This window comes from Ferrovibrio sp. GW821-FHT12D07 (assembly GCF_058807275.1).
Genome location: NZ_JBXAQN010000001.1, coordinates 19,627 through 44,197, shown reverse-complemented (window position 1 = coordinate 44,197; position 24,571 = coordinate 19,627). Strand labels below are relative to the sequence as shown.

General features: G+C 64.6%; 24 protein-coding genes. 18 read left to right on the top strand and 6 right to left on the bottom strand.

Translation table 11 applies throughout. The features are described from left to right. The first annotated feature begins 152 nt into the window (after positions 1-152). The 12 genes from AC1RRE_RS00230 to AC1RRE_RS00175 all read left to right on the top strand — a co-directional run bounded on the left by AC1RRE_RS00230 (position 153) and on the right by AC1RRE_RS00175 (position 14,907). Complete coding sequence (locus tag AC1RRE_RS00230) at positions 153-2,024, top strand: flagellar hook-length control protein FliK (protein ID WP_492979030.1); 1,872 nt, start codon at positions 153-155, stop codon at positions 2,022-2,024. Between the two features lie 21 nt (positions 2,025-2,045). Continuing rightward, complete coding sequence (locus tag AC1RRE_RS00225; protein WP_492979029.1) at positions 2,046-3,152, top strand: FlgD immunoglobulin-like domain containing protein; 1,107 nt, start codon at positions 2,046-2,048, stop codon at positions 3,150-3,152. Between the two features lie 44 nt (positions 3,153-3,196). After that, positions 3,197-3,547, top strand: a complete 351-nt coding sequence (gene sciP / locus AC1RRE_RS00220; protein WP_492979028.1) for a CtrA inhibitor SciP — start codon at positions 3,197-3,199, stop codon at positions 3,545-3,547. Positions 3,548-3,707: 160 nt separating this feature from the next. Next, positions 3,708-5,360 (top strand): flagellar basal-body MS-ring/collar protein FliF, encoded by a 1,653-nt coding sequence (gene fliF / locus AC1RRE_RS00215; protein WP_492979027.1) that lies wholly within the window; start codon positions 3,708-3,710, stop codon positions 5,358-5,360. Positions 5,361-5,383: 23 nt separating this feature from the next. After that, positions 5,384-6,397 (top strand): flagellar motor switch protein FliG, encoded by a 1,014-nt coding sequence (gene fliG / locus AC1RRE_RS00210; protein ID WP_492979026.1) that lies wholly within the window; start codon positions 5,384-5,386, stop codon positions 6,395-6,397. Positions 6,398-6,419: 22 nt separating this feature from the next. Further along, positions 6,420-7,070 carry a FliH/SctL family protein gene (locus tag AC1RRE_RS00205; RefSeq protein WP_492979025.1) on the top strand — a complete coding sequence of 217 codons (651 nt, stop codon included), beginning with the start codon at positions 6,420-6,422 and terminating at the stop codon, positions 7,068-7,070. 6 nt (positions 7,071-7,076) lie between these two features. Then, complete coding sequence (gene fliN / locus AC1RRE_RS00200; RefSeq protein ID WP_492979024.1) at positions 7,077-7,412, top strand: flagellar motor switch protein FliN; 336 nt, start codon at positions 7,077-7,079, stop codon at positions 7,410-7,412. 65 nt (positions 7,413-7,477) lie between these two features. Then, a complete protein-coding gene (gene flbD, locus AC1RRE_RS00195; RefSeq protein WP_492979023.1) occupies positions 7,478-8,845 on the top strand; it encodes a sigma-54-dependent transcriptional regulator FlbD in 1,368 nt (455 codons plus the stop codon). A gap of 37 nt (positions 8,846-8,882) precedes the next feature. Continuing rightward, positions 8,883-11,006 (top strand): flagellar biosynthesis protein FlhA, encoded by a 2,124-nt coding sequence (gene flhA, locus AC1RRE_RS00190; protein ID WP_492979022.1) that lies wholly within the window; start codon positions 8,883-8,885, stop codon positions 11,004-11,006. A gap of 14 nt (positions 11,007-11,020) precedes the next feature. After that, a complete protein-coding gene (locus AC1RRE_RS00185) occupies positions 11,021-12,100 on the top strand; it encodes a flagellar biosynthesis protein FlhF (RefSeq protein ID WP_492979021.1) in 1,080 nt (359 codons plus the stop codon). After that, complete coding sequence (locus AC1RRE_RS00180) at positions 12,097-12,936, top strand: MinD/ParA family protein (protein WP_492979020.1); 840 nt, start codon at positions 12,097-12,099, stop codon at positions 12,934-12,936. The genes AC1RRE_RS00185 and AC1RRE_RS00180 overlap by 4 nt, the downstream gene beginning before the upstream one ends. Before the next feature lie 45 nt (positions 12,937-12,981). Further along, a complete protein-coding gene (locus tag AC1RRE_RS00175; protein WP_492979019.1) occupies positions 12,982-14,907 on the top strand; it encodes a hypothetical protein in 1,926 nt (641 codons plus the stop codon). Positions 14,908-14,910: 3 nt separating this feature from the next. Here the strand turns inward: AC1RRE_RS00175 and AC1RRE_RS00170 are convergent, their stop codons facing one another. Further along, positions 14,911-15,834 (bottom strand): DMT family transporter, encoded by a 924-nt coding sequence (locus AC1RRE_RS00170; RefSeq protein ID WP_492979018.1) that lies wholly within the window; start codon positions 15,832-15,834, stop codon positions 14,911-14,913. A gap of 90 nt (positions 15,835-15,924) precedes the next feature. On the opposite strand from AC1RRE_RS00170, the gene AC1RRE_RS00165 reads away from it, so the two are divergent. Beyond that, on the top strand, positions 15,925-16,803 hold the full coding sequence (locus AC1RRE_RS00165; protein ID WP_492979017.1) for a LysR substrate-binding domain-containing protein: 879 nt from the start codon (positions 15,925-15,927) through the stop codon (positions 16,801-16,803). Positions 16,804-16,880: 77 nt separating this feature from the next. Continuing rightward, positions 16,881-17,771: a DMT family transporter gene (locus AC1RRE_RS00160; RefSeq protein ID WP_492979016.1), complete on the top strand. Its 891-nt coding sequence runs from the start codon at positions 16,881-16,883 to the stop codon at positions 17,769-17,771. A gap of 11 nt (positions 17,772-17,782) precedes the next feature. Here AC1RRE_RS00160 and AC1RRE_RS00155 read toward each other — a convergent pair whose 3' ends face one another. Both AC1RRE_RS00155 and fliI read right to left on the bottom strand, forming a co-directional pair. Further along, positions 17,783-18,220, bottom strand: coding sequence for a flagellar export protein FliJ (locus AC1RRE_RS00155; protein WP_492979015.1), 438 nt, complete (start codon positions 18,218-18,220; stop codon positions 17,783-17,785). Then, positions 18,220-19,560 carry a flagellar protein export ATPase FliI gene (gene fliI, locus AC1RRE_RS00150; RefSeq protein ID WP_492979014.1) on the bottom strand — a complete coding sequence of 447 codons (1,341 nt, stop codon included), beginning with the start codon at positions 19,558-19,560 and terminating at the stop codon, positions 18,220-18,222. Before fliI ends, AC1RRE_RS00155 begins: the two co-directional genes overlap by 1 nt. Before the next feature lie 285 nt (positions 19,561-19,845). Here fliI and ctrA point away from each other — a divergent pair, with 285 nt between their 5' ends. Together ctrA and AC1RRE_RS00140 are read left to right on the top strand one after the other, a co-directional pair. Then, positions 19,846-20,565 carry a response regulator transcription factor CtrA gene (gene ctrA, locus AC1RRE_RS00145; RefSeq protein ID WP_492979013.1) on the top strand — a complete coding sequence of 240 codons (720 nt, stop codon included), beginning with the start codon at positions 19,846-19,848 and terminating at the stop codon, positions 20,563-20,565. 62 nt (positions 20,566-20,627) lie between these two features. After that, positions 20,628-21,554, top strand: coding sequence for a DNA-methyltransferase (locus AC1RRE_RS00140; RefSeq protein ID WP_492979012.1), 927 nt, complete (start codon positions 20,628-20,630; stop codon positions 21,552-21,554). Here AC1RRE_RS00140 and AC1RRE_RS00135 read toward each other — a convergent pair. Beyond that, positions 21,551-22,177: a histidine phosphotransferase family protein gene (locus tag AC1RRE_RS00135; protein WP_492979011.1), complete on the bottom strand. Its 627-nt coding sequence runs from the start codon at positions 22,175-22,177 to the stop codon at positions 21,551-21,553. The two genes, AC1RRE_RS00140 and AC1RRE_RS00135, sit on opposite strands and share 4 nt — an antisense overlap. Before the next feature lie 83 nt (positions 22,178-22,260). Between AC1RRE_RS00135 and AC1RRE_RS00130 the strand changes: the two genes are divergently transcribed. Then, positions 22,261-22,440: a DUF3553 domain-containing protein gene (locus AC1RRE_RS00130; RefSeq protein WP_492979010.1), complete on the top strand. Its 180-nt coding sequence runs from the start codon at positions 22,261-22,263 to the stop codon at positions 22,438-22,440. A 19-nt stretch (positions 22,441-22,459) separates the two neighbouring features. Further along, the gene (gene cysQ / locus AC1RRE_RS00125; protein ID WP_492979009.1) at positions 22,460-23,233 is read left to right on the top strand and encodes a 3'(2'),5'-bisphosphate nucleotidase CysQ; all 774 of its coding nucleotides are present in this window, start codon (positions 22,460-22,462) and stop codon (positions 23,231-23,233) included. Between the two features lie 3 nt (positions 23,234-23,236). Here the strand turns inward: cysQ and trhA are convergent, their stop codons facing one another. After that, complete coding sequence (gene trhA, locus AC1RRE_RS00120; RefSeq protein WP_492979008.1) at positions 23,237-23,875, bottom strand: PAQR family membrane homeostasis protein TrhA; 639 nt, start codon at positions 23,873-23,875, stop codon at positions 23,237-23,239. Between the two features lie 78 nt (positions 23,876-23,953). Beyond that, positions 23,954-24,520 (bottom strand): Spy/CpxP family protein refolding chaperone, encoded by a 567-nt coding sequence (locus AC1RRE_RS00115; protein WP_492979007.1) that lies wholly within the window; start codon positions 24,518-24,520, stop codon positions 23,954-23,956. Positions 24,521-24,571 lie beyond the last annotated feature (51 nt).

Below are 24,571 nucleotides of genomic sequence, written 5' to 3'. Positions count from 1 at the left end.
CTGGGCGTACCGGCAGAAATTGCCGGCCGGCAGTTCCAGACCCCGGTTTTGGCCCGGCCTCTGAAATTTAATCAAGTAATATCAATGTCTTAAATATGAAAACCGAGTTGGCCCGGCGCTTGCTACCAGAGGCGTGTCGAATGAGGATTCCCATGCAAGTCACCTCGGTCAACAGTGCAGTCACCCCCACTTCCGCTCCCGCCGCCGACGATATCGGCCGCCGGGCGGAGGATTTCTCGCGCGTCCTGCAGAACGCCTTTTACGGCACCGGCAGCCAGGCCGTGGCCCGCAGCAGCGAACAGGTGACCCAGGACCAGGCTCCCGCCCCGCGTACCGAAACCCGTCCGGCCGAGCGCGCTGAGCGCCCCGCCGAGCGTCCGGCCGACCGCAACGAAGACCGTACCGAAACCCGCGCGCCGGCCGCCAAGCCGACCGAGACCGAAGCGCGCGATGCCGCGCCGCCGGAAAAGACTGTCGACAAGCCCGCCGAGAAGCCGGTCGCCAAGGCCGATGACAAGCCGGTGGCCAAGGATAACGCCGATGCTGCGCCGGCCGACAAGGATGCCGCGCCCAAGGCCGACGACAAGCCGAAGACCGATGCCGCCAAGCCGACTGCCGGCGAAACCGAAACCGCTGAAGACGACACGCTGGAAGACGACGCCACCAAGCCCGTGGTGGCCGATGCCCCGGATGCGCTACTGATCCTGAACCTGCTGCAGGTCCAGGTGCCGGCCGCCGCGCCGGTGGTCGAGACAGCCGTTGCCGCTGATGCCAAGACTGCTGCGCCGATCGTGGTGCCGACGGTTGCCGCGGCTGTCGCCGCCACCATTCCTGCCGCGCCGGCCCCGGTTGCTGCCGATGCAGCGGCGCAGGTGCTCGCTGCCGCCGCGCAGACTGCGCCGGTCGAGGCCGTTGTGGCTCCGGTGCAGACGCCGGTCGAAACCCCGGTGCAGGTGCCGGTGACACCGCAGGCTGCTGACGCCGCGCTGAAGGCCGTCACTCCCGCCGTGGCCAAGGACGCGACCGAGACCAGCGTGGCTGCCTTGCTGTCGCAGCAGCAGACCATGACCAAGGAAGATTTCGCCGCGATCCGGCAGACACTGCAGGCGCAGGCTGAAAGCCAGCTGCAGCAGAATGTTCAGACCGTGACGACCGAGCCGCAGCTTCAGGTGCAGGTCGTTCAGGCGACCGGCGTCGCCATGCCGAAGGCCGATGGCAAGAACGACAAGTCGCTGACCGTTGATGTGCAGGCGGTGGCTGCCGCCGCGCCGAAGCCGCTGGTCGATCAGGCTGCACTGATGGCTATGCAGAATGATGATGATCATGCCGATGCCGCGCTGCTCCAGCAGCAGCTGCAGGCCCAGACCCAGCAGCAGCAGCTCAATGCCGCGCCGGATGTGAAATTCGCCGCCGCCCTGCAGACGCATCTCGGTGCCCAGGCCGCGCAGCCGTTGAATGTCGCCGCGACCCAGCATGCACCGGCGCATGTGATGCAGCAGCAGGCCATCGTCGAGACGCCGGCCGCGCAGTCCGCTGCGGCCAGCCAGCATGCCAGCAACCAGACGCTGGCGCGCGGGCTCAATGCCTATGTCACTGCCGGTGAACAGGTCGCCGTGCAGATCAAGAAGGGCGCTTCGGAAGGCCTCGACAAGATTTCGATCCGCCTTGATCCGGGCAATCTCGGTCAGGTGGAAGTGAAGCTGGAAGTCGGCCAGGACGGCCGTCTGATGGCCGTGATCGCCGCCGACAAGCCGGAAACCCTGCAGATGCTGCAGAAGGACTCGGCCAGCCTTGAGCAGTCGCTGCGCGATGCCGGCCTGAAGACCGACCAGAATTCACTCAGCTTCTCGCTGCGCGACCAGAACCAGGCCCAGGAAGGCCGCGATGGTCAGGGCGGCTACGGCCGCCGTGGTCGCGGTCACGACGAATATGCCGAGACCACCCGCATCGATCCGGTGCAGGCCGCTGCCGCCCAGGCGCAGCGCGCCGCCGCCGCCCGCGGCGGTCTCGATATCAAGATTTAAGTTTTCGCGAGGAGAACCATCATGGTTACCGCAGTCACCAGCACCCCGAGCACCACCAACACGAATCCGACGCAGTCGGAAAACGCCGGTGTGTCGCTGGCAAAGAACTTTGATACCTTCCTCACGCTGCTGACCACGCAGCTGAAGAACCAGGATCCGACCTCTCCGATGGACTCGAAGGAGTTCACCACGCAGCTGGTGCAGTTCAGCCAGGTGGAGCAGGCGATCAACCAGAACAAGAACCTTGAAAAGCTGATCGCGCTGGTCGGTTCGCAGCAGAGCTCGAACCTCGTCAGCTATATCGGCAAGGTCATCGACATCGAGTCGAACAAGTCGACGCTCAGTTCGACCCAGTCTGCGGGCTGGCTCTACGATCTTCCGTCGACGGCGACGGCGGGCGAACTGCGCGTCATCGACAAGAGCGGCAAGGTCATTCACACCGCCCAGCTCGACAAGACCAAGGGCGAGCATACCTTCACCTGGGACGGCACGCTGGCCGGCGGCGGCAAGGCGCCGTTTGGCGACTACAAGCTGGAAGTCGTGGCGCAGGACGCCACCGGCAACAAGATGGAAACCACGGTCAAGACCCGCGGCGTCGTCTCGTCGATCGAACGCGTCGATGGCCAGGACTTCCTGGTCGTGAACGGCGAGAAGTATGCCGCCTCTGAAGTGCTGAAGCTGCGCGGAGCGCCGGAGGCGCCGATCTTCCCGCAGGACAACGGCTCCTACGTCAATTACATCGGCAAGGACGTCGAGTTCTTCACCCAGAGCAGCGTCATGCAGGGCAGCAATGCGCGCTGGACCTATGGCATGGCGGCGAATTCGACGGCCACCAAGATCCAGGTCCTCGATGCCGAGAACAAGGTGGTCTACGAGACCACCGGCGACACCACGAAGGGCCGCCACGATTTCAGCTGGAATGGCGTCAAGACCGACGGCACCACGGCGAAGGAAGGCGAGGTCTACAGCCTCAAGGTCGAAGCCAAGAACTCCGACAATCAGGCGGTCACGGTCGACATCCTGGGTCGCGGCAAGATCGAGAGCCTGGCCTACGAGAACTTCCAGGCGATCTTCCTCATCGGCTCCCTCGGCCTGCCGGCGACCGCAATCGCCGCGGTGCGCAGCTGAGTTCCTTCATCATCACCCGTGCGTCAGAAAGGCGGATAACCACCATGCAGAACCTCCACAGCTTCCCCAGCCGGCCGCAGATGTCCGCCGTGTCCGGCCAGGCCAGCGTGATCGGACCCGAAGGTCAGCGCATCACCCTGGACAGCCTGCCGCCGTCCAACACGAAACGCTGGGTAATCCGCCGAAAAGCCGAGGTCGTGGCCGCGGTGCGCGGGGGCCTGCTGAGCCTGGATGCCGCCTGCCAGCGCTACGCGCTGACGGTGGAAGAATTCCTCTCCTGGCAGCGCGCCATCGACCAGCATGGCATGCCCGGTCTGCGCACCACCCGTTTACAAGAATATAGGCCCGGCACCCTGCCGGAGCGCAGCCTGCGCCCGGTCCGTATTTCCCCGTAAAGCGCTAAATAAATCTCACCATTCAGGGCAACATCCCGGTAGGCAAATTTTGCCGGGATGTTAACCTCTCCTTCATCCCGCTTTCCTACCTTGCACACAAGGCAGGAAGGGCCTGCCGCAACGCGTGCCTGGTGCATGGGGTGATGCCGTGAATGGTATTATGAATATGATGCGGAATATCGGTCCGGCTCGCTTGGCGATGCTGGCGGCGACCGCGGCCGTGCTGATCGGCTTTTTCGTATTCCTGGGTATGAAAATCACGCAGCCCAAGATGGCGCTGCTCTACGGCAACCTGGACCTGCAGTCCTCGGGCGAGATCGTCAATCGCCTGGAAGCCCAGAAAATCCCTTATCAGATTGCCAATAACGGCACCCAGGTCCTGGTGCCGGAAGACCGCGTGCTGCGCGCCCGCATGCAGCTGGCCGAAGGCGGCCTGCCGTCCGGCGGCGGCGCCGGCTATGAGATCTTCGACAAGGCCAACGCGCTGTCGGCCACCAATTTCATGCAGAACCTGAATCATCTGCGCGCGATGGAAGGCGAACTCGCCCGCACCATCCGTTCGATCGAGCAGGTGCAGTCAGCCCGCGTGCATCTTGTGCTGCCCAAGCGCGAAGTATTCAGCCGCGACCAGCGCGAGCCCTCGGCCTCCATCGTGATCAAGACCAAGGTCGGTCGTCTCGACCAACCGCAGGTCCGAGCCATCCAGAATCTCGTCGCTTCGGCCGTGCCGGACCTGAAGCCGACCCGCATCGCTGTGATCGATGATCGTGGCAACCTGCTCGCCGGCACCCAGGAAGAGGCTGATCCGGCCACGGCCACCGCCGGCCGCATGGCCGATATGCGCCGCCAGACCGAAGAGCGCCTGCGCAAGAATATCGAAGCACTGCTCGAGCGTTCGGTCGGCGTGGGCAATGTGCGCGCCGAGATTTCGGTCGACATGGATTTCGACCGCGTCACCACCAACCAGGAACTGTTCAATCCCGACCAGCAGGTGGTGCGCTCGACCCAGACCATCACCGAAAACAACCAGAGCTCGGAAGGCCAGCAGAACGTCTCGGTCGCCAACAACCTGCCCGAAGCGCAGGGCCAGGGCGGCTCGCAGCAGTCGTCTTCGGGTAATCGCACCGAGGAACTGGTCAACTACGAAATTTCCAAGACCATCCGCACCCAGGTGCGCGAGGCCGGCGTACTGCGCCGTGTCTCGGCCGCCGTGCTGGTCAACAACATCATCCAGGTCGATGGCCAGGGCCAGCGCTCCTACCAGGCCCGTTCGCCCGAAGAGATGCAGCAGCTCAATGCGCTGGTGCGCAACGCGATTGGCTTCGACCAGCAGCGCGGCGACACCATCGAAGTGGTGACCATGCGTTTCGCCGAGCCGGGCGACATTCCGGAAGAGATCGATCCGGCCAGCCTGCCGGTCTTCATGGGCATGACCAAGGCCGACCTGTTCCGCATCGGCGAGATCGCCGGCTACGTGCTGCTCGGCCTGCTGGCCATGCTGCTGGTGGTGCGTCCGCTGATCAAGCGCGTGCTGGAAGCCTCGCAGGAAGGCGACGATATTCCGCCTGGCATGCTGACGCCGGCGATGCCGGGCCTGCCCATGGTGGTGGGTGGCGCGCCGATCGCCGAGCTGCCGGCCGCGCCTGATGCCGGCATGGCGCCGCCGACGCCCGGCATCGAATCGATGATCGACATTGCGCGTATCGAAGGCCAGGTGAAGGCCTCGTCGCTCAAGAAGATCGGCGAGATCGTCGACAAGCATCCCGAAGAGGCTGTGTCGATCATCCGCAACTGGCTCTATCAGACCACCTGACGGCTGCGATCTAGGAGCGCCTCATGGCAGAAAAAGATTTCCGACAGCTCAAAGGCCCCGACAAGGCTGCCGTCCTGATGCTCGCGCTCGGCGAGGAGCATTCGTCCAAGATCTGGCCGTTGCTTGACGACGAAGAGATCAAGGAAATCTCGCAGAACATGGCCAACCTCGGCGCGGTGAATTCCGACGTCGTGGAAAAGCTGTTCCTCGAATTCGTCAACAACTTCTCCTCCACCGGTTCGCTGACGGGTACGTTCGACAGCACCGAGCGACTGCTGATGAAGGCGCTGCCCAGCGAGCGCGTCAATCAGATCATGGAGGAAATCCGCGGTCCTGCCGGCCGCACCATGTGGGACAAGCTCGCCAACGTGAACGAAAACGTTCTGGCCAGCTACCTGAAGAACGAATACCCGCAGACCGTCGCCGTCGTGCTCTCGAAGATCCGTCCCGAGCATGCCGCCCGCGTGCTGGCCGCGCTGCCGGAAGAATTCTCGATGGAAGTCGTCATGCGCATGCTGCGCATGGAAGCCGTACAGAAAGAAGTGCTCGACAAGGTGGAGCAGACGCTGCGCGCCGAATTCATGTCGAACCTGGCGCGTACCAACCGCCGCGACGCCCACGAAATGATGGCCGAAATCTTCAACAGCCTGGATCGCAACACCGAGTCGCGTTTCCTCGCGGCCCTGGAAGAGCGCAGCCGCGACGCAGCCGAGCGCATCAAGGCGCTGATGTTCACCTTCGAGGATCTGATCAAGCTCGATCCCTCGGGCGTACAGACCCTGCTGAAGAACGTGCCGAAGGAAAAGCTCGGCCTGGCGCTCAAGGGCGCCTCCGAAACGCTGCGCGACCTGTTCTTCTCCAACATGTCCGAACGCGCCTCCAAGCTGCTGCGCGAGGAAATGGAATCGATGGGCCCCGTGCGTCTGAAGGACGTGGACGAGGCGCAGATGCTGATGGTGACGACCGCCAAGGAACTGGCGGCCAAGGGCGAAATCATGCTCGCCGACAACAAGGGCGAAGACGAGCTCATTTACTAAAAGGGACGCGGCGTAGCGCATTATGGCAAGCAAGGCGAAATTCCTGTTCGACATGCCCTTCGACGGCACCCGCCCGAAGGTGGAGCGGTCGTACGCGCCCAAGCCGCCGCCGCAGAAATTCTCGGTCGAGGAAATCGACACGGCGCGCAGCACGGCCTATGCCGAGGGCGAGGCCGCGGGTCGCGAGGCCGCCTATGGCGAACATCAGGTGCGGTTGGAGCGGGCGCTGCAGGCGATCGCCGAGCAACTGGGCGCCATCGCGGCTGGCGAGGAACGCGCCCAGGTCGCGGCGCGCGCTGAGGCGACCGAACTGGCCGTCGCGATTGCACGCAAGCTGGCCGGCAGTCTGATCGAGCGTCAGCCCTTCGACCAGATCGAGGCGCTGGTGCTGCGCTGCATGGACGACATGCGCGATGAGCCGCGCCTGGTGGTGCGGGCCGCCGAAAGCGTGATCCAGCATCTGGACCAGAAGATCGACCAGCTGGTGTCCCAGTCGGGCTTCGGCGGCAAGATCGCGCTGGTCCCCGACGAGACGATGGCGGTCACCGACTGCCGCATCAACTGGGCCGATGGCTCGGCCGAACGACGCCAGGCGGCGCTGGACAAGGATGTCGCCCAGGCGGTGGAACGGTATATCGCCGGGCTGCAGGCGCAGCTTGCGACCGAGGAGTAAGGGTTTATGGCTGACAGTGATGATCTTGAACTGAAGGACCTGGGGCAAACCGCAGGCATGATGGATGACGAAGATCCCAATGCAGCGCGTACTGCAGCGGATCTTCAGGCCGTGTTCGATATTCCGGTGCATGTCTCGGCCGTGCTGGGCAAGGCCAACATGCAGGTCAGCCAGCTGCTGAAGCTCGGTCGTGGCGCGGTGGTCGAACTCGACCGCAAGGTCGGCGAAGCAATCGACATCTACGTGAACAATCGTCTGGTGGCGCGCGGCGAAGTCGTGGTCGTGGAAGACCGCTTGGGCGTGACCATGACGGAAATCATCAAGGGCGGCCGCGGCGGTTGATGCGGCCGGAGTTTGTCTGTGTTGGCGAAAGCCGGGATTAAAGCGGGAAGTCGGGGCGAAACGATATGCGACTGATCATTATCGGCACACTGAACGGACAGATTGGTGCAGCGACGCGCATCGCGTTGCAGCGCGGCGCCAAGGTCATGCAGGTGGACGATATCGAACAGGCCCTGAACACCCTGCGCTCCGGCAAGGGCGCTGATCTTGCCATGATCGACGTCAGCCTGGATGTGAAGCTGCTGGTCGACAGCCTGAAGAATGAACGCATCAGCCTGCCGGTGGTTGCTTGCGGCATCGGCAACGATGCGCGCGCCGCCGTCGCCGCGATCCGCGCCGGCGCCAAGGAATACCTGCCGCTGCCGCCGGAAGCCGACCTGATCGCCGCCGTGCTGGAAGCGGTGGCCGAAGACAGCCACCAGATGATTTTCCGCGACCCGGCTATGGGCCAGGTGGTCAAGCTGGCCGAGCAGATCGCGCCCAGCGGCGCCTCGGTGATGATCACCGGCGAAAGCGGCACCGGCAAGGAAGTGATGGCGCGCTTCATCCATTCGCGTTCGCCGCGCAGCGACAAGCCGTTCGTGTCGCTGAATTGCGCCGCCATTCCGGAATCGCTGCTCGAATCCGAACTGTTCGGCCATGAAAAGGGTGCCTTCACCGGTGCGGTGGCGCGGCGTCTGGGCAAGTTCGAGGAAGCCAACGGCGGCACGCTGCTGCTGGATGAAATCAGTGAGATGGACGTGCGCCTGCAGGCCAAGCTGCTGCGCGCCATCCAGGAGCGCGAGATCGACCGCATCGGCGGCAACAAGCCGATCAAGGTGGATATCCGCGTCATCGCCACCTCGAACCGCAACCTGGCCGATGAAGTGGCCAAGGGAAATTTCCGCGAAGACCTTCTATTCCGCCTCAATGTCGTGAACATCAAGCTGCCGGCACTGCGCCAGCGTCCGGCCGATGTTGAATTGCTGGCCGGCCATTTCCTGAAGAAATATGCCGAGGCCAATGGCGTGCCGGAGCGGCCGATGGCGCCCACCACGCTGGAAGCCCTGAAGCAGGCGCCCTGGCGCGGTAATGTGCGCGAGCTGGAAAACACCATGCATCGTGCCGTGCTGCTGGCGCTGGGCACGCAGATCGAACTGGAAGACATCCGCTTGCCCGATGGCACGGCGCTGGCCGATGCGATCGGCCGCCCCGTCGGCGATGGCGCCGCGGGCGGCGAGGCCGGCCCGGCGCCCAATCTGGTCGGCCGCACCGTGGCCGATGTGGAGCGCGACCTGATCATCGACACGCTGAAGCATTGCCTGGGCAATCGCACGCATGCGGCGACCATCCTGGGCATTTCGATCCGCACGCTGCGCAACAAGCTGAAGCAGTATACCGACGAGGGCATGGCCGTTCCGGCTGCCAATGAAGGCTCGCGCGTCACGGCCTGAGGCTGTGATGCATTACGGGGTTGAGGAGTAACGGGTAATGGCCGAGAACCTGCCGGCGGAGAATTCTCCGGCCGCCTCACAAGGCGGTGGCGGCGACGTATTCGGCTGGATGCGCAACATCAGCCAGCATGGCGATATCATGCTGGCTGTCGGCGTCATGGCCATCCTGTCGGTGCTTATCCTGCCGATGCCGACCTGGCTGCTCGATATCACCCTGGCGATCTCGATCACCATTTCGGTCATGGTGATGATGACCTGCCTGTTCATCCAGCGCCCACTGGAATTCTCCAGCTTCCCGACCGTGCTGCTGATCACCACCATGCTGCGGCTGGCGCTGAACCTGGCCTCCACCCGCCTGATTCTCGGCAAGGGCCATGAAGGCACCGATGCCGCCGGCCATGTGATCGAGGCCTTCGGCCAGTTCGTCATGAGCGGCAACCTGGTGATCGGCGTGATCGTCTTCGCGATCCTGATCATCGTGAACTTCGTCGTCATCACCAAGGGTTCGGGCCGTATCGCCGAAGTGTCGGCACGCTTCACCCTCGACGCGATGCCGGGCAAGCAGATGGCGATCGACGCCGATCTGTCGGCCGGCCTGATCGACGAGGCGACGGCGCGCATCCGCCGCAAGGAGCTGGAAGACGAGTCAAGCTTCTTCGGTTCGATGGACGGTGCCTCGAAATTCGTGCGCGGCGACGCCGTTGCCGGCATCATGATCACCTTCATCAACCTGATCGGCGGCATCCTGATCGGTGTGATCCAGAACGGCCTGAGCTTCAGCCAGGCGCTGAATACCTACTCGATCCTGACTGTCGGCGACGGCCTGGTGGCGCAGATTCCGGCGCTGATCATCTCGGTCGCCGCCGGTATCATGGTGTCCAAGGGCGGCGTCACCGGCTCCACCGACAAGGCATTGTCGCGCCAGCTCTCCTCGGTCAAGGCGCTGACCATGTCGGCCGTGCTGGCGGGCGCCTTCGCATTGATCCCGGGCATGCCTTTCCTGCCCTTCATCCTGCTGGCCGCCGTCACCGGCGGTCTGGCCTATGCTTCGCTGCAGGCCGAGAAGAATGCCAAGATCGCCGCCTTCGTGCCGCCGCCCGAACCGCTGCCACCGGTCAGCCCGCTGGATGAGCCGGTCACCAATGCGCTGGCCATCGACGACCTGCGCATGGAACTTGGCTTCAGCCTCCTGCCGCTGATCAACGATGCGCGCGGCTATCGCCTGACCGACCAGATCAAGGCTCTGCGCCGCCAGATCGCCATCGACATGGGCTTCATCATGCCCAGCGTGCGCATCCTGGATAACATGCAGCTGCCCGGCACCACCTATGTAATCCGGGTCAAGGAAGTGGAAGCGGCGCGCGGCGAAGTGCGGCCGAACATGCTGCTGGTCATGGATCCGCGCGGCGAACGCATCGCGCTGGCCGGTATCGAGACGGTGGAGCCGACCTTCGGCCTGCCGGCCATGTGGGTCGATGACAACATGCGCGACGAGGCGATGTTCCGCGGCTATACCGTGGTCGATCCGGGCACCGTCATCACCACGCATCTGACCGAAGTGGTGAAGGACAACATGTCCGACCTGCTCAGCTTCGCCGAGACGCAGAAGCTGATCGAGGAGCTGAAGAAGAACAACGAAAAGCTGGTCAGCGAAGTGATCCCCAACCGCATCAACGTCAACGGCGTGCAGCGCGTGCTGCAGAATCTGCTGGCCGAGCGCGTGTCGATCCGCGATTTCGCCACCATCCTGGAGGCGGTCGCCGAGGCCTCGGGCTATACCCAGTCGATCACCCAGATCACCGAGCATGTGCGCTCGCGTCTGGCGCGCCAGATCTCGAACGCCAATGTCAGCCCGGACGGCTATATCCCGCTGGTGACGCTGTCGCCGCAATGGGAGCAGAATTTCGCCGAGGCGCTGGTCGGCCAGGGCGAGGAGCGTCAGCTCAGCATGCAGCCCTCGCGTCTGCAGGATTTTATCGCCCAGGTGCGCCAGACCTTCGAACGGATGGCGTCAGAAGGCCATATGCCGGTGCTGCTGACCAGCCCGACGATCCGCCCCTATGTGCGGTCGATCATCGAGCGTTTCCGCCCGGCCACCGTGGTGATGTCACAGCAGGAAATCCATCCGAAGGCCAAGCTTCGGACAGTGGCCCAAATCTGAGGACGATCTAGACGATGCGGCTCAAGACCTTCCAGGCGGCGACCATGAGCGAGGCAATGGACCTCGTGCGCCAGGCCTTGGGCGAAGACGCGATCATCGTGTCGACCTACAGCCATCGCAACGGCGAGGGCGTGGAGATCACGGCAGCCATCGAGCAGCAGACCGAAGACGACTTCGTGACGCCGGAAGCGCAGGCGATGCGCTACGGCCAGGGCAACGGTCGCCTGTTCGTGCCGGGCGATGATTTCGCCGATCACAATCCCGAGCAGGTGGGCGAACTGATTCTCGGCGCCTTGCAGTGGCATGGCGTGCCGGCTCATGTGGCCGAGCGTCTGGCCCAGGCGGCGATGCGCGTTGGTCTCGACGACGCCGTCGGCGCGCTGGCCGAGGCGCTGGACGAGACCTATCGCTTTCCGGGCCTGAGCAGCGACAACCGGCCGGTGATCCTGATCGGCCCGCCGGGCAGCGGCAAGACCATCGTGGCGGCCAAGCTGGCCGCGCGCTGCGTCATCGACCGTCGCGGCGTGCATGTGGTGTCCTGCGACGGCAGCCGCGCCGCCGCCGGCGAACAGCTGGCCGCGCTCTGTCGCGTCATGGCCACGCCTTTCATGGAAGCGCCGACCGCACGCGATCTGGCACTGGCCATTGATACCGTACCGCCATCGGCCAAGCTGGTGATCGATACCGCGGGCATCAACCTGCATGACGCGGCCGAACGCCGGAGCCTGAAAGAGCTGATCCAGGCCAGCGGCGCCGAGCCGGTCGCCGTCTTCGCCGCCGGCACCGACGCCATGGAAGTGGGCGAACTTGCCGCGCAGGCCGTGGCGCTGGGCGCCCGCCGCTATGTCGCCACCCGTCTCGATTCGGCCCGTCGCCTCGGCGCACTGGTCACCGCCGCCGATCTGGGCGGTCTGGCCTTCGCTGATGCCAGCGCCAGCGCCTTTGTCGGCAAGGGCTTCGAACGCTTCGATGCCCTGATGCTGGCCCATCGCCTGCTGGCCGATCCGGATGCCCAGTCTTCCGTTTCGCCTGATGCCGAGATCGACAGCCGCTACTTCGCCCCCAAACCCGCAGCCATGAAGGCCGCAGAATGACCGTGATCGCCATGACGCAAACGCCGACGACGCCCTCCGCCGCCGCTCGCCCGATCCGCCATCCATCGGCTGCGCAGCGCATGTCCAACGTGATCGCCATCGCTTCGGGCAAGGGCGGTGTCGGCAAGACCTGGCTCTCGGTCACGCTGGCACACAGCTTCGCCCGCCAGGGCCAGCGCGTGCTGCTCTTCGATGGCGATATCGGCCTCGCCAATGTCGATATCCAGCTCGGCTTGATGCCTGACCGCGACCTGGGCAGCGTGATCGCCGGCCGCTTCAGCCTGGCCGATGCCGTGATGCCGTCGGAAGCGGGCTTCGACATCATCGCCGGCAAGTCAGGTTCGGCCTCGCTCGCCACGCTGGACCAGGCGGCGATGACGGCGCTGCGCGACGAACTCATGCTGCTGGCCAAGAGCTATGATCGCGTGATCATCGATCTGGGCGCCGGCGTCGATGCCGTGGTGCGTACCTTCTCGATGGCTGCCGGCATCACTGTAGTCGTGACGAATGACGAGCCGACCGCGCTGACCGATGCCTATGCCTATATCAAGTTGGCGCGGATGGCCGATCGCAACGCCGATGTGCGTGTGGTGATCAACATCGCAGCGACGACCCGCGAGGGCGAGCGCACCTATGCTAAACTGAACAAGGCGGCCGAAAATTTCCTGAAGTATTCACCGCCCTTGGCCGGCGTGGTGCGTCGCGACGACAAGGTGCGCGACGCCATCCGCAACCAGGTTCCCCTGCTGACCCGCCATCCGATGTGCGAGGCGGCCGAGGATATCGAAGCGCTGATGAACAGCCTGCTGCGTGTCGGCCAGCCTGCACAGCCCTGATCCGCAAGACTCTGATCGTCGTACTCTGACGGGCGGAGGCTTCGCGTGAGCGATCTCGGCCCGGTTACGCCACCACCGCCGGTCACGCCGGCAACCCCGGTTGCGCCGACGCCCGCGCCCGCGGCGCAGACGCCGGTGGCCGTGCCGCCGCCGGCAGGCGGCCAGCAGAGCGGCGGGCAGGGCGGTGTACCGACGCAGCCGCAGCCATCGCCGAACACGGTGTTGCAGGGCGACGCCTCACAGATCGCGGCCAGCTCCAGCGAACTGACCAAGGGTGGCGAGATTTCCGCACAGGTGGTGGGGCGCGACAACGCGACGCTGCTGGTGCGTACGGCGGCGGGCAATGTGCTCACCCTGGCGTCCAATCTCGCGGCCAAGCTGGAACAGGCCAATATCGCGGTGCTGACAGCGGCACTGAAAATCCAGCTCAATCCGGAAAACCCCCAGCAGGCCACCATCACCAGCGCCAATGGCGTTGCCTTGCAGCCGCCACTGACCGCGCAGGCGCAGCCGCCGACAGCGACGCAGCTGGCGCAGGCCCTCGCGCCGCCGCAGCCGGCGAACACCGCCGCGCCGGTGCTGCCGCAGGCGGGACAGACTCTCACCGCCACGGTCGTGCCCGCGCAGGCCGGCGGCAATCCCGCCAACGCGGCGCTGCCGACCGGCAGCCAGATTCAGGTTGTGGTGCAGAGCGCCACGCTGCCGCCGACCGCACCTGCCGTGCAGTTGCCGCCAACACCCACATCGCCGACACCATCACCGGTGCCGCCTGCGCCGATCCCGCCCGGCGCTGCGCCGCCGGTGCCGCCGGCTGTATTGGCCACGCCATTGCCGGCCGCCCCGGCCACGGCGACACCTGCCACACCATCGCCAACCGGCAACGTATCTGTGCCGCCGACGGTCTCTGCGCCAATCACCGTCACGTTGCTGCAGCAGGCAGCGCCGCCAATGCAGGGCACACCGCAAGTGGCTCTGCCGCAGACTCCGTCACCAACTCCGCCGCTGCTGCAGACCGCCGTGCCGACGCCGGTTGTTTCGCAGCCACCAGTACCCAACAGTCCGGCCGCCGCCGCTCTCGCGGCACAGGCGCAGCCCGTGCCGGTCTCCACCGGTCAGGTGCTGTCCGGCGTGGTCTCGGGTCAGGCCGCCAATGGCCAGGTGCTGGTCAGCACGCCGCAGGGCGTGCTGTCGCTCAGCCTGTCGCAGCCGCTGCCGGCCGGCACGCAGCTGTCGCTGGAGCTGGCCTCGATCACGCGGCCACCGATGTCGACGCCGACCACGCTCGGTCCACCGCCGATCGCTGGCGTGCTGACACGGCTGCAGGGCGAATGGCCGGCATTGCAGATGACACTGGATGCCGTGCGCGCCGCCGATCCGGCGCTGGCGCAGCGCCTGCAGGCCGAACTGCTGCCGCAGGCCAATGTGCGGCTGGCGGCGACGGCGCTGCAATTCATGGCTGCCGCCGCGGCCGGCAATGCGCAGGCCTGGCTGGGCTCTGAAGCCGTGAAGAAGCTGGAGCAGCAGGGCAAGGGCGAGCTGCTGAAAAAGCTCGATGACGATTTCCGCGAACTCGGCCGGCTCAACAGCCGCCAGTCGGACAGCGACTGGCAGGCGCTGGTGATGCCGATGCTGGTGAACGGCAAGGTCGAACCGGTGCAGATTTTCATGCGCCGCCGCAAGGACAAGGAAAAGAAGCAGGCGCAGACCCGCTTCCTGATCGACTTCGATCTGGAAAGCACAGGCCCGATCCAGTTCGACGGCTTTGTCAGCACCAAGCAGCTCGATCTGGTGCTGCGCTCGGAAACCGAATTCGGTCCGGCCTTCAAGCTGGATGTCACGGCGATTTTCACCGGCGCGCTGGAAGTGACCGGCATGGTAGGATCGATCCGCTTCCATGATCGCGAGAAGCCGCTGGCTTGGCCCAGTCCCGAGCTTGAGGCCAAGGGCCACAGCACTGAGATCAAGATTTAAGGCTCAAACCACCTTCGGGCTGCGAGTCACCAGCCAGATGCCAATGGCCACCGGGATGATCCCGAGGAAGTCGATGGCATTGAGCGGTTCAGACAGCACCATCCATCCTATCAGCAGGCCCAGCGGCGGCATGATGAAATGCAGGCTGCTGGCCTGGGTGGCCGATCCACGCCGCAGCAGCATGAACCACAGGGCATAGGCACCGATCGAAATGGGGCCGGCGAGATAGAGCAGCGCGCCGAGCAGTGACCAGCTCGGATGGATGGCGGCGACGTCTTCGAGCAGCAGGGCTATGGGCAGCAGCCCGCTGCCGGCGGCGATCAGCTGCACGCCCAGGCCGCCGAATGTGTCGCTCTTGGTGGGCAGCTTCTTGTAGAGAATGGTGCCGGCGGCGAGGCCGACGGCGGCGGCGACGCTGAACAGGATGCCGGTCAGGTCGTCATGGCCCACAGTCAGGCGACTGCGCAGGATCACAGTCACGCCCGCCAGGCCGAGCAGCAGGCCGAGGCCCTTGCGCCAGGTGAAGCGCTCGCCCAGCAGTAGCGCGGCCAGCAGGGCAGTCAGGATCGGATTGGTGCTGACGATCACGGCGGCGAGGCCCGACGAGATCGTCTTCATGCCCCAATAGCCCAGACCGAGATAGAGCGCGTAATTGAGGATGCCGAGCAGGACCAGGCGGCCGATTTCGGCGCGCCGGATCACCTGCGTGCCGCGCCAGAGCAGCATCACGGCGGTCAGCACGAGGCCCGCGACCAGGAAGCGGATCGCCAGCAGCAGCAGCGGCGGCGCATCGAGAATGCTGATCTTGCCGGCCGTGAAGGCCGAACTCCACAGCAGGCAGAACAGCAGGATCAGCGCCGGCTGGGTCCATTTCTCAATGGATATGCGGCGAGAGGGGGGCGTGAGGGGGAGGCATGCATCGTTCATGTCCCCTAGATAGACCTTGACCTTTTAATTTAGAAATTAAATGATATTATATGATTTATCGTATTTCATAATAAGTGGTGGCTTTCGGCCATGACCCACGATCTGGACATCGACCTGCTGCGCGCCTTTGTCGGCGTTGCCGAAAGCGGCAGCTTCACGCGCGCCGCCGAGAAGCTGAACCGCACGCAGTCAACCGTCAGCCAGCAGATTCAGCGTCTGGAGCAGGCGGCCAATGCACCGCTTCTGCTGCGCGATACCCGCAGCCTGCACCTGACCGAGGATGGCGACCGCATGCTGACCTATGCGCGCCGGCTGCTCAGCCTGCATGACGAGGCACGCGCCGCCATCGGCGGCATCAGCCATAGCGGCGAGATGCGGCTGGGCGTTTCCGAAGATATTGCGCCGGTCGCCCTGCCACGCGCACTGGCGGAATTCAGCCGCGTGCACCCGCGTCTGCATATCGCCATGCATTGCGATCTCTCGCTCGTGCTGACGAAGCAATTCCACCGCGGCGATCTCGATGTCGCCGTGGTGAAGCAGGATCCGGCCGACCGCAGCGGCGAGCGGCTGAAGGCCGATCCGCTGGTCTGGTTCGCCGGCCCTGGCTTGGCGCTCGATCCGGCCGAGCCGCTGCCGCTCTGCCTCTGGCCGCAGGGCTGCATTTTCCGCGACCGCATCATCAATTCGCTGGATGCGGCAGGCATCCGCTGGCGCGTCGCCTATACCAGTCCCAGCCTGGCCGGGGTGCGCGCCGCCGTGGCGGCAGGCCTTGGCGTCAGCGCGATGATGGCAAGCGTGATCGAACCGGGGCTGAAGCTGATCGATCGCCGCCGGCTGAAACTACCCGATCTGGGCGAGGTGGCGCTGGCCTGTCATGTCACCGCCAAGGGCAAGCGTGCCGCCGCGGCACGGGACCTGGCGCAGTTCATCGCCACGGCGCTTTCACAGCCTGCCGCCAAGGCAGCGTGATTGCGCCGACCGACCGCAAGAAGCGGATAGGCATCGCCTGTGAATGGGGCTAGACAGCGCGGATGACAGCGCAACGCATGAGCGCACAGACTTGGGGCCTCTTGCTGGCCCTGTCTGTGCTATGGGGCGGCTCGTTCTTCTTTATCGGTGTCGCCGTGCATGAGCTGCCGCCGTTGACCATCGTGGCGGCGCGCGTCGGCATTGCGGCCAGCGTCCTGCTGCCGGTGCTGTATCTGATCGGTCGTCGCCTGCCGACTGACAGGGATGTGTGGCGCGCCTTCCTGCTGATGGGTCTGCTCAACAACGCGGTGCCGTTCACGCTTTTTGTCTGGGCCCAGGGTCAAATCCCCAGCGGCCTTGCTTCGATCCTCAATGCCACCACGCCGATCTCGACCGCGCTGGTCGCCCATGCCTTCACCCAGGATGAGAAACTGACCGCTAACCGTATTCTCGGCGTGCTGCTCGGGCTGGCTGGTGTGGTGGCGATGCTGGGGCCCGACCTGATCTCGGGTCTCGGCCATAATGTGCCGGCGCAATGCGCCTGCCTGCTGGCCACGCTCAGCTATGCCTGCTCGGGGGTCTATGGCCGTCGTTTCCGCCACATGGGTGTCGAGCCTGTCGTGGTTGCGGGCGGACAACTGGTGATGTCGTCGCTGATCCTGCTGCCGCTGGCCCTGCTGGTCGAACGCAGCTGGCAGTTGCCGCTGCCGTCGCTGCCGGTTCTCGCCGCGCTGCTGGGGCTGGCAGTGCTGTCGACGGCGTTTGCCTATGTGCTGTTCTTCCGCGTGATGGCGGCGGCCGGCAGCAACGTCAATCTGGTGACGCTGCTGGTGCCGGTCAGCGCGATCCTGCTGGGTGTACTGGTGCTGGGCGAGCGGCTGGAGCCGCGGCATTTCATCGGCATCGGCGCGATCGCGCTGGGACTGGCCGCCATCGACGGGCGACTGCTCAGGTTGCTGCGGCGCTAGTTGGCCGCCCTTCAGACTGGCGGTGTGCCGTCCTGCTCCTGGCGGCGGCGGAAGCCCTGCAGGCCGGCTTCGTCCATCTCGGCCTGCTCGCGCTTTTCCTGCTTGGCGCGTTCGCGCTTTTCCCAGTTCTCGAGCACGAGTTCGTATTTCTTCTGCTCGCGGAAGGCGGCTTTCACCTCTTCCTGTGCGGCTGCGATGCGGTCGATCAGTTCTTCGCGCGAGACTTCCAGATTGGCGCGGCGCTCGCGGTTCATCTTGCGATAGTTGGTGAAGCCGAAGCTGGCTTCGTAATGCTGGGTGGCGACCTTGCGCTCGGCCTCCAGCTCCACGTCCATCGCTTCCATCTGGCGCTCGAAGTTGGCGCGCATGATTTCCAGATCGACGACGATGCGGCGGCGCTCGTCAAGCCGCCATTTCCACAGCCGGATCAGGGCGTCGACGCCCTTCATTATTCACCAGCCTGGGAGGTCAGGCCTTCGCCTTCAAGGAAGATTTCTGCCAGCCGGCTGTAGCCAGACGGCAGGTCGGCGCGCTCGGCCTTCTGCTGCTTGAGGAAGGTTTCCAGCATCGGCTGGTAGCGGATCGCCTCATCCACTTTCGGATCACTGCCGGCGCGATAGGCGCCCAGACGGATCAGCTCGGCCATGTCGTCATAGGTGGCCATGAGCTGGCGCGCCCGCGTCACCAGTACATTCTCGTCCTCGGTGTTGCAGCCCGGCATGGTGCGCGAGATCGAGCGCAGGATATTGATGGCCGGATAGCGGCCGCGTTCGGCGATGCCGCGTTCCATCACGATATGGCCATCGAGAATACCGCGCGTGGCATCGGCAATCGGTTCGTTATGGTCATCGCCGTCAACCAGCACCGTGAACAGCCCGGTGATGCTGCCGTCCTGGGTGCCGGGACCGGCGCGTTCCAGCAGGCGTGGCAGTTCGGCGAAGGTGGTCGGCGGATAGCCTTTCGCCGTGGGCGGCTCGCCACCGGAGAGGCCGATCTCGCGCTGCGCCATGGCGAAGCGGGTGACTGAATCCATCAGGCAGAGCACCTGGTTGCCCTGGTCGCGGAAATATTCAGCCACCGCCAGCGTCATGTAGGCGGCCTGGCGGCGTACCAGCGCCGGTTCATCGGATGTGGCGACGACGATCACGGTGCGGGCCAGCCCGCTCTTGCCCAGATCGTCCTCGATGAATTCCTGTACTTCTCGACCGCGTTCGCCGATCAGGCCGACCACGTTCACATCGGCTTCGGTGTAGCGCGCCATCATCGACAGCAGCACGGACTTGCCGACGCCCGAGCCGGCGAAGATGCCCATGCGCTGGCCGCGGCAGCAGGAGATGAAGGTGTTGATCGAACGCACGCCGAGATCGATCTTCTTGCCGACGCGCTTGCGCGTATTGGCGGGTGGCGGATTGGCGCGCAGGGGATACGGTTGTGTGCCGTTGGTCAGCGGCGGACCGCCGTCCAGCGGCCGGCCCATGCCATCGATGACGCGGCCGCGCCAGCTCAGGTCCGGATAGACCACCGGCTGGTCCTCGCCGACGATGGCGCGGCTGCCCAGGCCGATGCCTTCCAGTGAGCCATAGGGCATCAGCAGCGCGCGGTTCTGGCGGAAACCGACGACCTCGGCCTCGACCTGGCGGTTGTCGCGGGTGATCAGATGGACGCGGGATCCGATGGACAGATGGCGCTCGACGCCGGCTATTTCGACCAGCAGGCCCTGGATGGAGGTCACCCGGCCGGTGAAACTCACATCCTTGATCCGCTCCAGGTCCATCAGCAGGCTGTGCATGGCGCCTCATTTCGGGGTTTTAAGAAAAATACCCTAGTCTCAAAGCCTTAACTGCCGGTAAAGCCCGCCGTGATCCGGTCGTGACCGGCTGCGGACAGGCGGAAATTACCATGGTTTTGGGGGTCCGACCTGCCCATATAGAGGGCAGGGTTAAAGAATGCGTTAACTTCATTTGTTAACGATGGTAAATTAGAGCGAATCGGGCGGAAAAACGCCAAACCCAGGACCGGGGGTCTGTTGATAACTTTCGGTCCGCCAGACGCCACCGCGCGTGGGGATATAGCCATGCGAGTACTGCTTATCGAAGACGACGCCAATATGGCAAAGAGCATCGAACTGATGCTCGGCGCCGAGGGCTTCAATGTCTACCGGACAGAATACGGCGAAGAGGGCTTGGACCTCGGCAAGCTGTATGACTACGACATCATCGTGCTCGACTTGAATCTGCCCGACATGCACGGCTATGACGTGCTGAAGAAGTTGCGCGCCGCCAAGGTCAATACGCCGATCCTGATTCTTTCGGGCATGGGCGAGCCGGACAAGAAGGTGAAGGGTCTCGGCTTCGGCGCCGACGACTACATCACCAAGCCCTTCAACAAGGACGAGCTGATCGCGCGCATCAACGCGATTGTGCGCCGTGCCAAGGGCCATTCCCAGTCGGTGATCCAGACCGGCAAGCTGACCGTCAACCTCGACGCCAAGTCGGTCGAGGTAGAGGGCGGCCGCCTGCATCTGACTGGCAAGGAATACGCCATGCTGGAGCTGCTGAGCCTGCGCAAGGGCACCACGCTGACCAAGGAGATGTTCCTCAATCATCTCTACGGTGGCATGGACGAGCCCGAGCTGAAGATCATCGATGTCTTCATCTGCAAGCTGCGCAAGAAGATCGCGTCGGCCACCGATGGCGACAATTACATCGAAACGGTCTGGGGCCGCGGCTATGTGCTGCGCGACCAGGTCGAGCCGGTGGCTGCCGGCGCCAAGCGGGCCGCCGGGGCGCGCTAGATTTTTGCATGTTGCAGGATTGGACAAGCCGGCCGCTGGCCGGCTTTTTCATGGGATAGGCAATGACCGGAATCGATATTCGTGTCGGCGATGCGCTGGAGGTGCTGGCCAGTCTGCCTGATGCCTGCGCCGATCTGGTGATCGCCGATCCGCCGTATAACCTGAAGAAAGATTATGGCAACGACTCCGATCACCGTGATTTCGATGACTATCTGGCGTTTTCACGCCGGTGGCTGACGCAATGCCGCCGCGTGATGAAGCCGCATGGCACGCTCTATGTCTTCATGGGCGTGCGCTTCATTTCTTATATCTACGACATCCTGGAGCGCGACCAGGCCCTGCGGTTCAACAGCTGGATCTGCTGGCATTACACGCAAGGCCTGGGCAAGACGCGCGGTTTCTCGCCGCGTCATGACGACATCCTGATGTTCACGGCATCCGATGCCTTCACCTTCAATCTCGATGCCGTCCGGGTACCGCAGAAGTATTACCGCGAGCGCAACAACATGCGTGGCGCCAATCCGGGCGATGTCTGGGGCTTTTCCCATGTGCATTACTCGCACCCCAATCGCCAGCCGCATCCCACGCAAAAGCCTGAAGGCCTGATCGAGCGCATGGTGAAGGCGTCATCCAATCCCGGCGACCTGGTGCTGGACCCGTTTGCCGGCAGCGGCACGGTGCCGCGCGTCTGCCAGCAGCTCGACCGCCGCTGCATCGGGATCGAGCTCAATCCCGATTACGTGACCGGTGTCGAACAGCGGCTGGCGCAGCCGTTTGACGGCTTCGACAGCATCGACCCGCGCATGGAACGCGTGCCGCTCGACCTGCGCCGGCCCGAACTGCGCGAAAGCTATCTCGCCGATCATGAAACCTGGTTTCTCGACAAGCACGAGAACGCGGTGGGCAAGTTCCGCAAGGAAGTGAAGCGCGTCTATGGTGGGCGGGAATCTGCGCTCGAAACGGATGACGAGCCGCGCTTCGACGACTAGCGCGTGAAGTACAGGGTCACAGAGGTCTCTGTTGTCTCGGCCTCGAGTGCGAAGCCGGCGTTCTCTGCCTGCTGCAGCATGTAGCGGCTGATAGCCGCCGTCGGTTCGGTCAGTTCGACCTGCATCCTGTCCAGCCCGGCTGCCATATGCTCGTTCCAGCGCAGCATCGGACCTTCGCCGTGGATGCTCCAGCCCTCGCCGGCCGCCGCCAGGCCCAGCGAACCGCCACGCGGCAATGCCGCACCGACCTGGGCAAGACCGAGCAGCAGCGCCTTGCCCAGCGGTTTGGACAGATCAGCATCCTGCGACGGCAGATGCAGCGTCAGCTTGCCACCGGAGAAATAGGCCTGCGCCACGCGGGTCAGTTCCTGTAGATGCATGGTGTCCTGCAATCCGCCGGATGCACCCAGGGCAAGCCGGAAGAAGGCCAGCCGGCGCGCCGCATCGTTCGCCGACTGCGCGATCAGACCGATGGCTTCCTCGCGCATCGTGGCGTCGGTTTCCTCGGCCAGCAGTTCGACGCCGTTGTTCACCGCGCCGATGCTGCCGGCAAGATCGTGGCAAAGCCGCGAACAGATCAGCGCGATCAGGTCGGTGGACTGGAGGGCAGGCGGATTTCCCATGCGATTTCCCGGCTCGGCATATGGCAGGACAGTCCTGCTCTGTTTAGAATGTCCGCATCAGGCAGGCAACAGCGAGTACTCTCATGCCGGCACCCTTTGCCCCGGGCGACTGGGTGGAGAATCCACAGGAGCGGGATTGGGGACCGGGGCAGGTGCAGTCCGCCGTCGGGCCGCGCGTCACGGTGAATTTCCTGCATGCGGGCAAGCGCCTGATCAATACCGAGCAGGTCGCTCTCAAGCCTGTGCGGCCCCCCGAGGACTAGGCGGAAGACTGAAGCTGGCATGACTCTCGATCTCACCCGCCTGGCCGTTGCCCTCCTGCCGCTCGCCCGCGCTGCCGGCGATGCCATCATGACGGTCTATGCCACCGATTTCGCCACGCGTGCCAAGGACGACCGCAGCCCGGTCACCGATGCCGACGACATGGCCGAGGCGATCATCCTCAAAGGCCTGCACGACCTGACGCCCGACATACCGGTGGTGGCCGAGGAGCAGGTGTCAAAGGGCCATGTCCCGGTGATCGACGGCGATCATTTCTGGCTGGTCGATCCGCTGGACGGCACGCGGGAGTTTATCGGCCGCAATGGCGAGTTCACCGTCAACATCGCGCTGATCGCGCATCGCAAACCGGTGCTGGGCATCGTGTCCGCGCCGGCACTGGGCGATACCTGGCTTGGCCAGCCGGGTCTGGGCACGCGCCGCTTCCGCGGCCATGACGACATGACCGGCGCCGTCATCCGTGTGCGCCCGGTGCCCCCCGTCGCACCCATGGTACTGACCAGCCGCAATCATCGCGAAGCAGATGTCGACAATTTCCTGAAAAAGCAGCTGGCGCCGAATACCTGGACGGTGGGCAGCTCTTTGAAATTCTGCCGCATCGCCGAGGGCGAGGCCGATCTCTATCCGCGCTACGCTTCGATCTCGGAGTGGGACACGGCGGCAGGGCAGGCCGTGCTGGAAGCGGCCGGCGGTTCGGTGCGCACCTGGGATGATCAGCCGCTGGGTTACGGCAAGCCGGAATTCCGTAATCCGGGTTTCCTGGCGCGCGGCGCGTAAAGTCTAGACGATTGCCACGTCGACCAGGATGGCGGCGTAATGGCAGGCCGCTGCTGCCAGCACGAAGACGTGCCAGATGGCATTCTGGAACGGCAGTCGCTCCCACAGGTGGAAGACTACGCCTAAGCTGTACAGCCCGCCGCCGGTGATCAGCAGCACCAGGCCGGCCAGCGAGGCGTTGCTGACCAGTGGCTGCAGCGCCACCAGCACGGTCCAGCCCAGCACCAGGTAGACCACGACTGACAGCTTCTCGAAGCGCAGCGGATACAGCAGCTTCATCGCCACGCCGATGAGGGCGATGGTCCAGACAAAGCCGAGCAGGGCCCAGCCCCAGCCGCCGCCGATCAGCATCAGGCTGAAGGGCGTGTAGGTGCCGGCGATCATCACGAAGATGGCGGCATGGTCGAAACGGCGGAACAGCGCCTTGCGTTGCGCATGCGTGGTCAGGTGATACAGCGCCGAGCAGATGATGGTGGCCAGCAGGCCGAAGGCGTAAAGCCCGAGACTAATGCCGCGCGGCAGGTCAGGCGAGATGCAGAGAAAGACGACCAGCGTCGTCACCGCGCCGACGGCAAAGGCCAGACCCAGCAGATGCACCACGGCATCGGCGATCAGTTCGGCGCGGCTGCAGGTTCGGGGCATGCACATCCCTCCAGTAGGAGGGTCAGCATACCTGATTGAATGCGGCAGGAAAAAGACCGTTTCGGTGATCGTGGCGCGTCAGCGATCAAGATCGTCGTTGCGTGCGCTCTGCTGCTCACTGGCTGGCTCGAAACCGCGCAGCGCAGCGAAGTGCAGCAGCTGGTCCGGCGTCAGCAGGTCGCGGGCGGCCAGATGGCTGCGCAGGCGGGCGGCACGCATGCGGCCCTGCAGGCTGCCGATCTTCTGGGTCACGGCATCGATGCGGGTCGCCTCGATGTTGCCTTCGGTGAAGGCGCGGTCGAGCCGGCGATCCTCGATCAGGATGCGGCGGCCCAGTGCGCTCACCTCGCTATCCAGGTCATGCTGGAGCTGCCGCAGCTTCTGGCGCTGCTCCTGTTCCAGGTCGAGCGCATCGGCCATCTGCAGCAGACTCTGCGGCGCGGGGAACAGGTTGCGTTCGGCCGCCGTCATGTCGGCGGCGTTGTTGGGCACCAGGACAGTGGCAGTTGGCGGAATGGTGGGAATATCGGTCTCCGCCGTGGCTTCAGGTGGTACTGCAGTATGCTGTCGGCCGATCGAACCCAGCGCCACACCGGCGGCAAGGGTCAGGCCGAACGCGAGCGTGGCGACCAGGCGGCGCGGCACGGGCGTGTCTCCCCAAATTGACTGTCGGGCCGAATCACAAAATCGGATTCG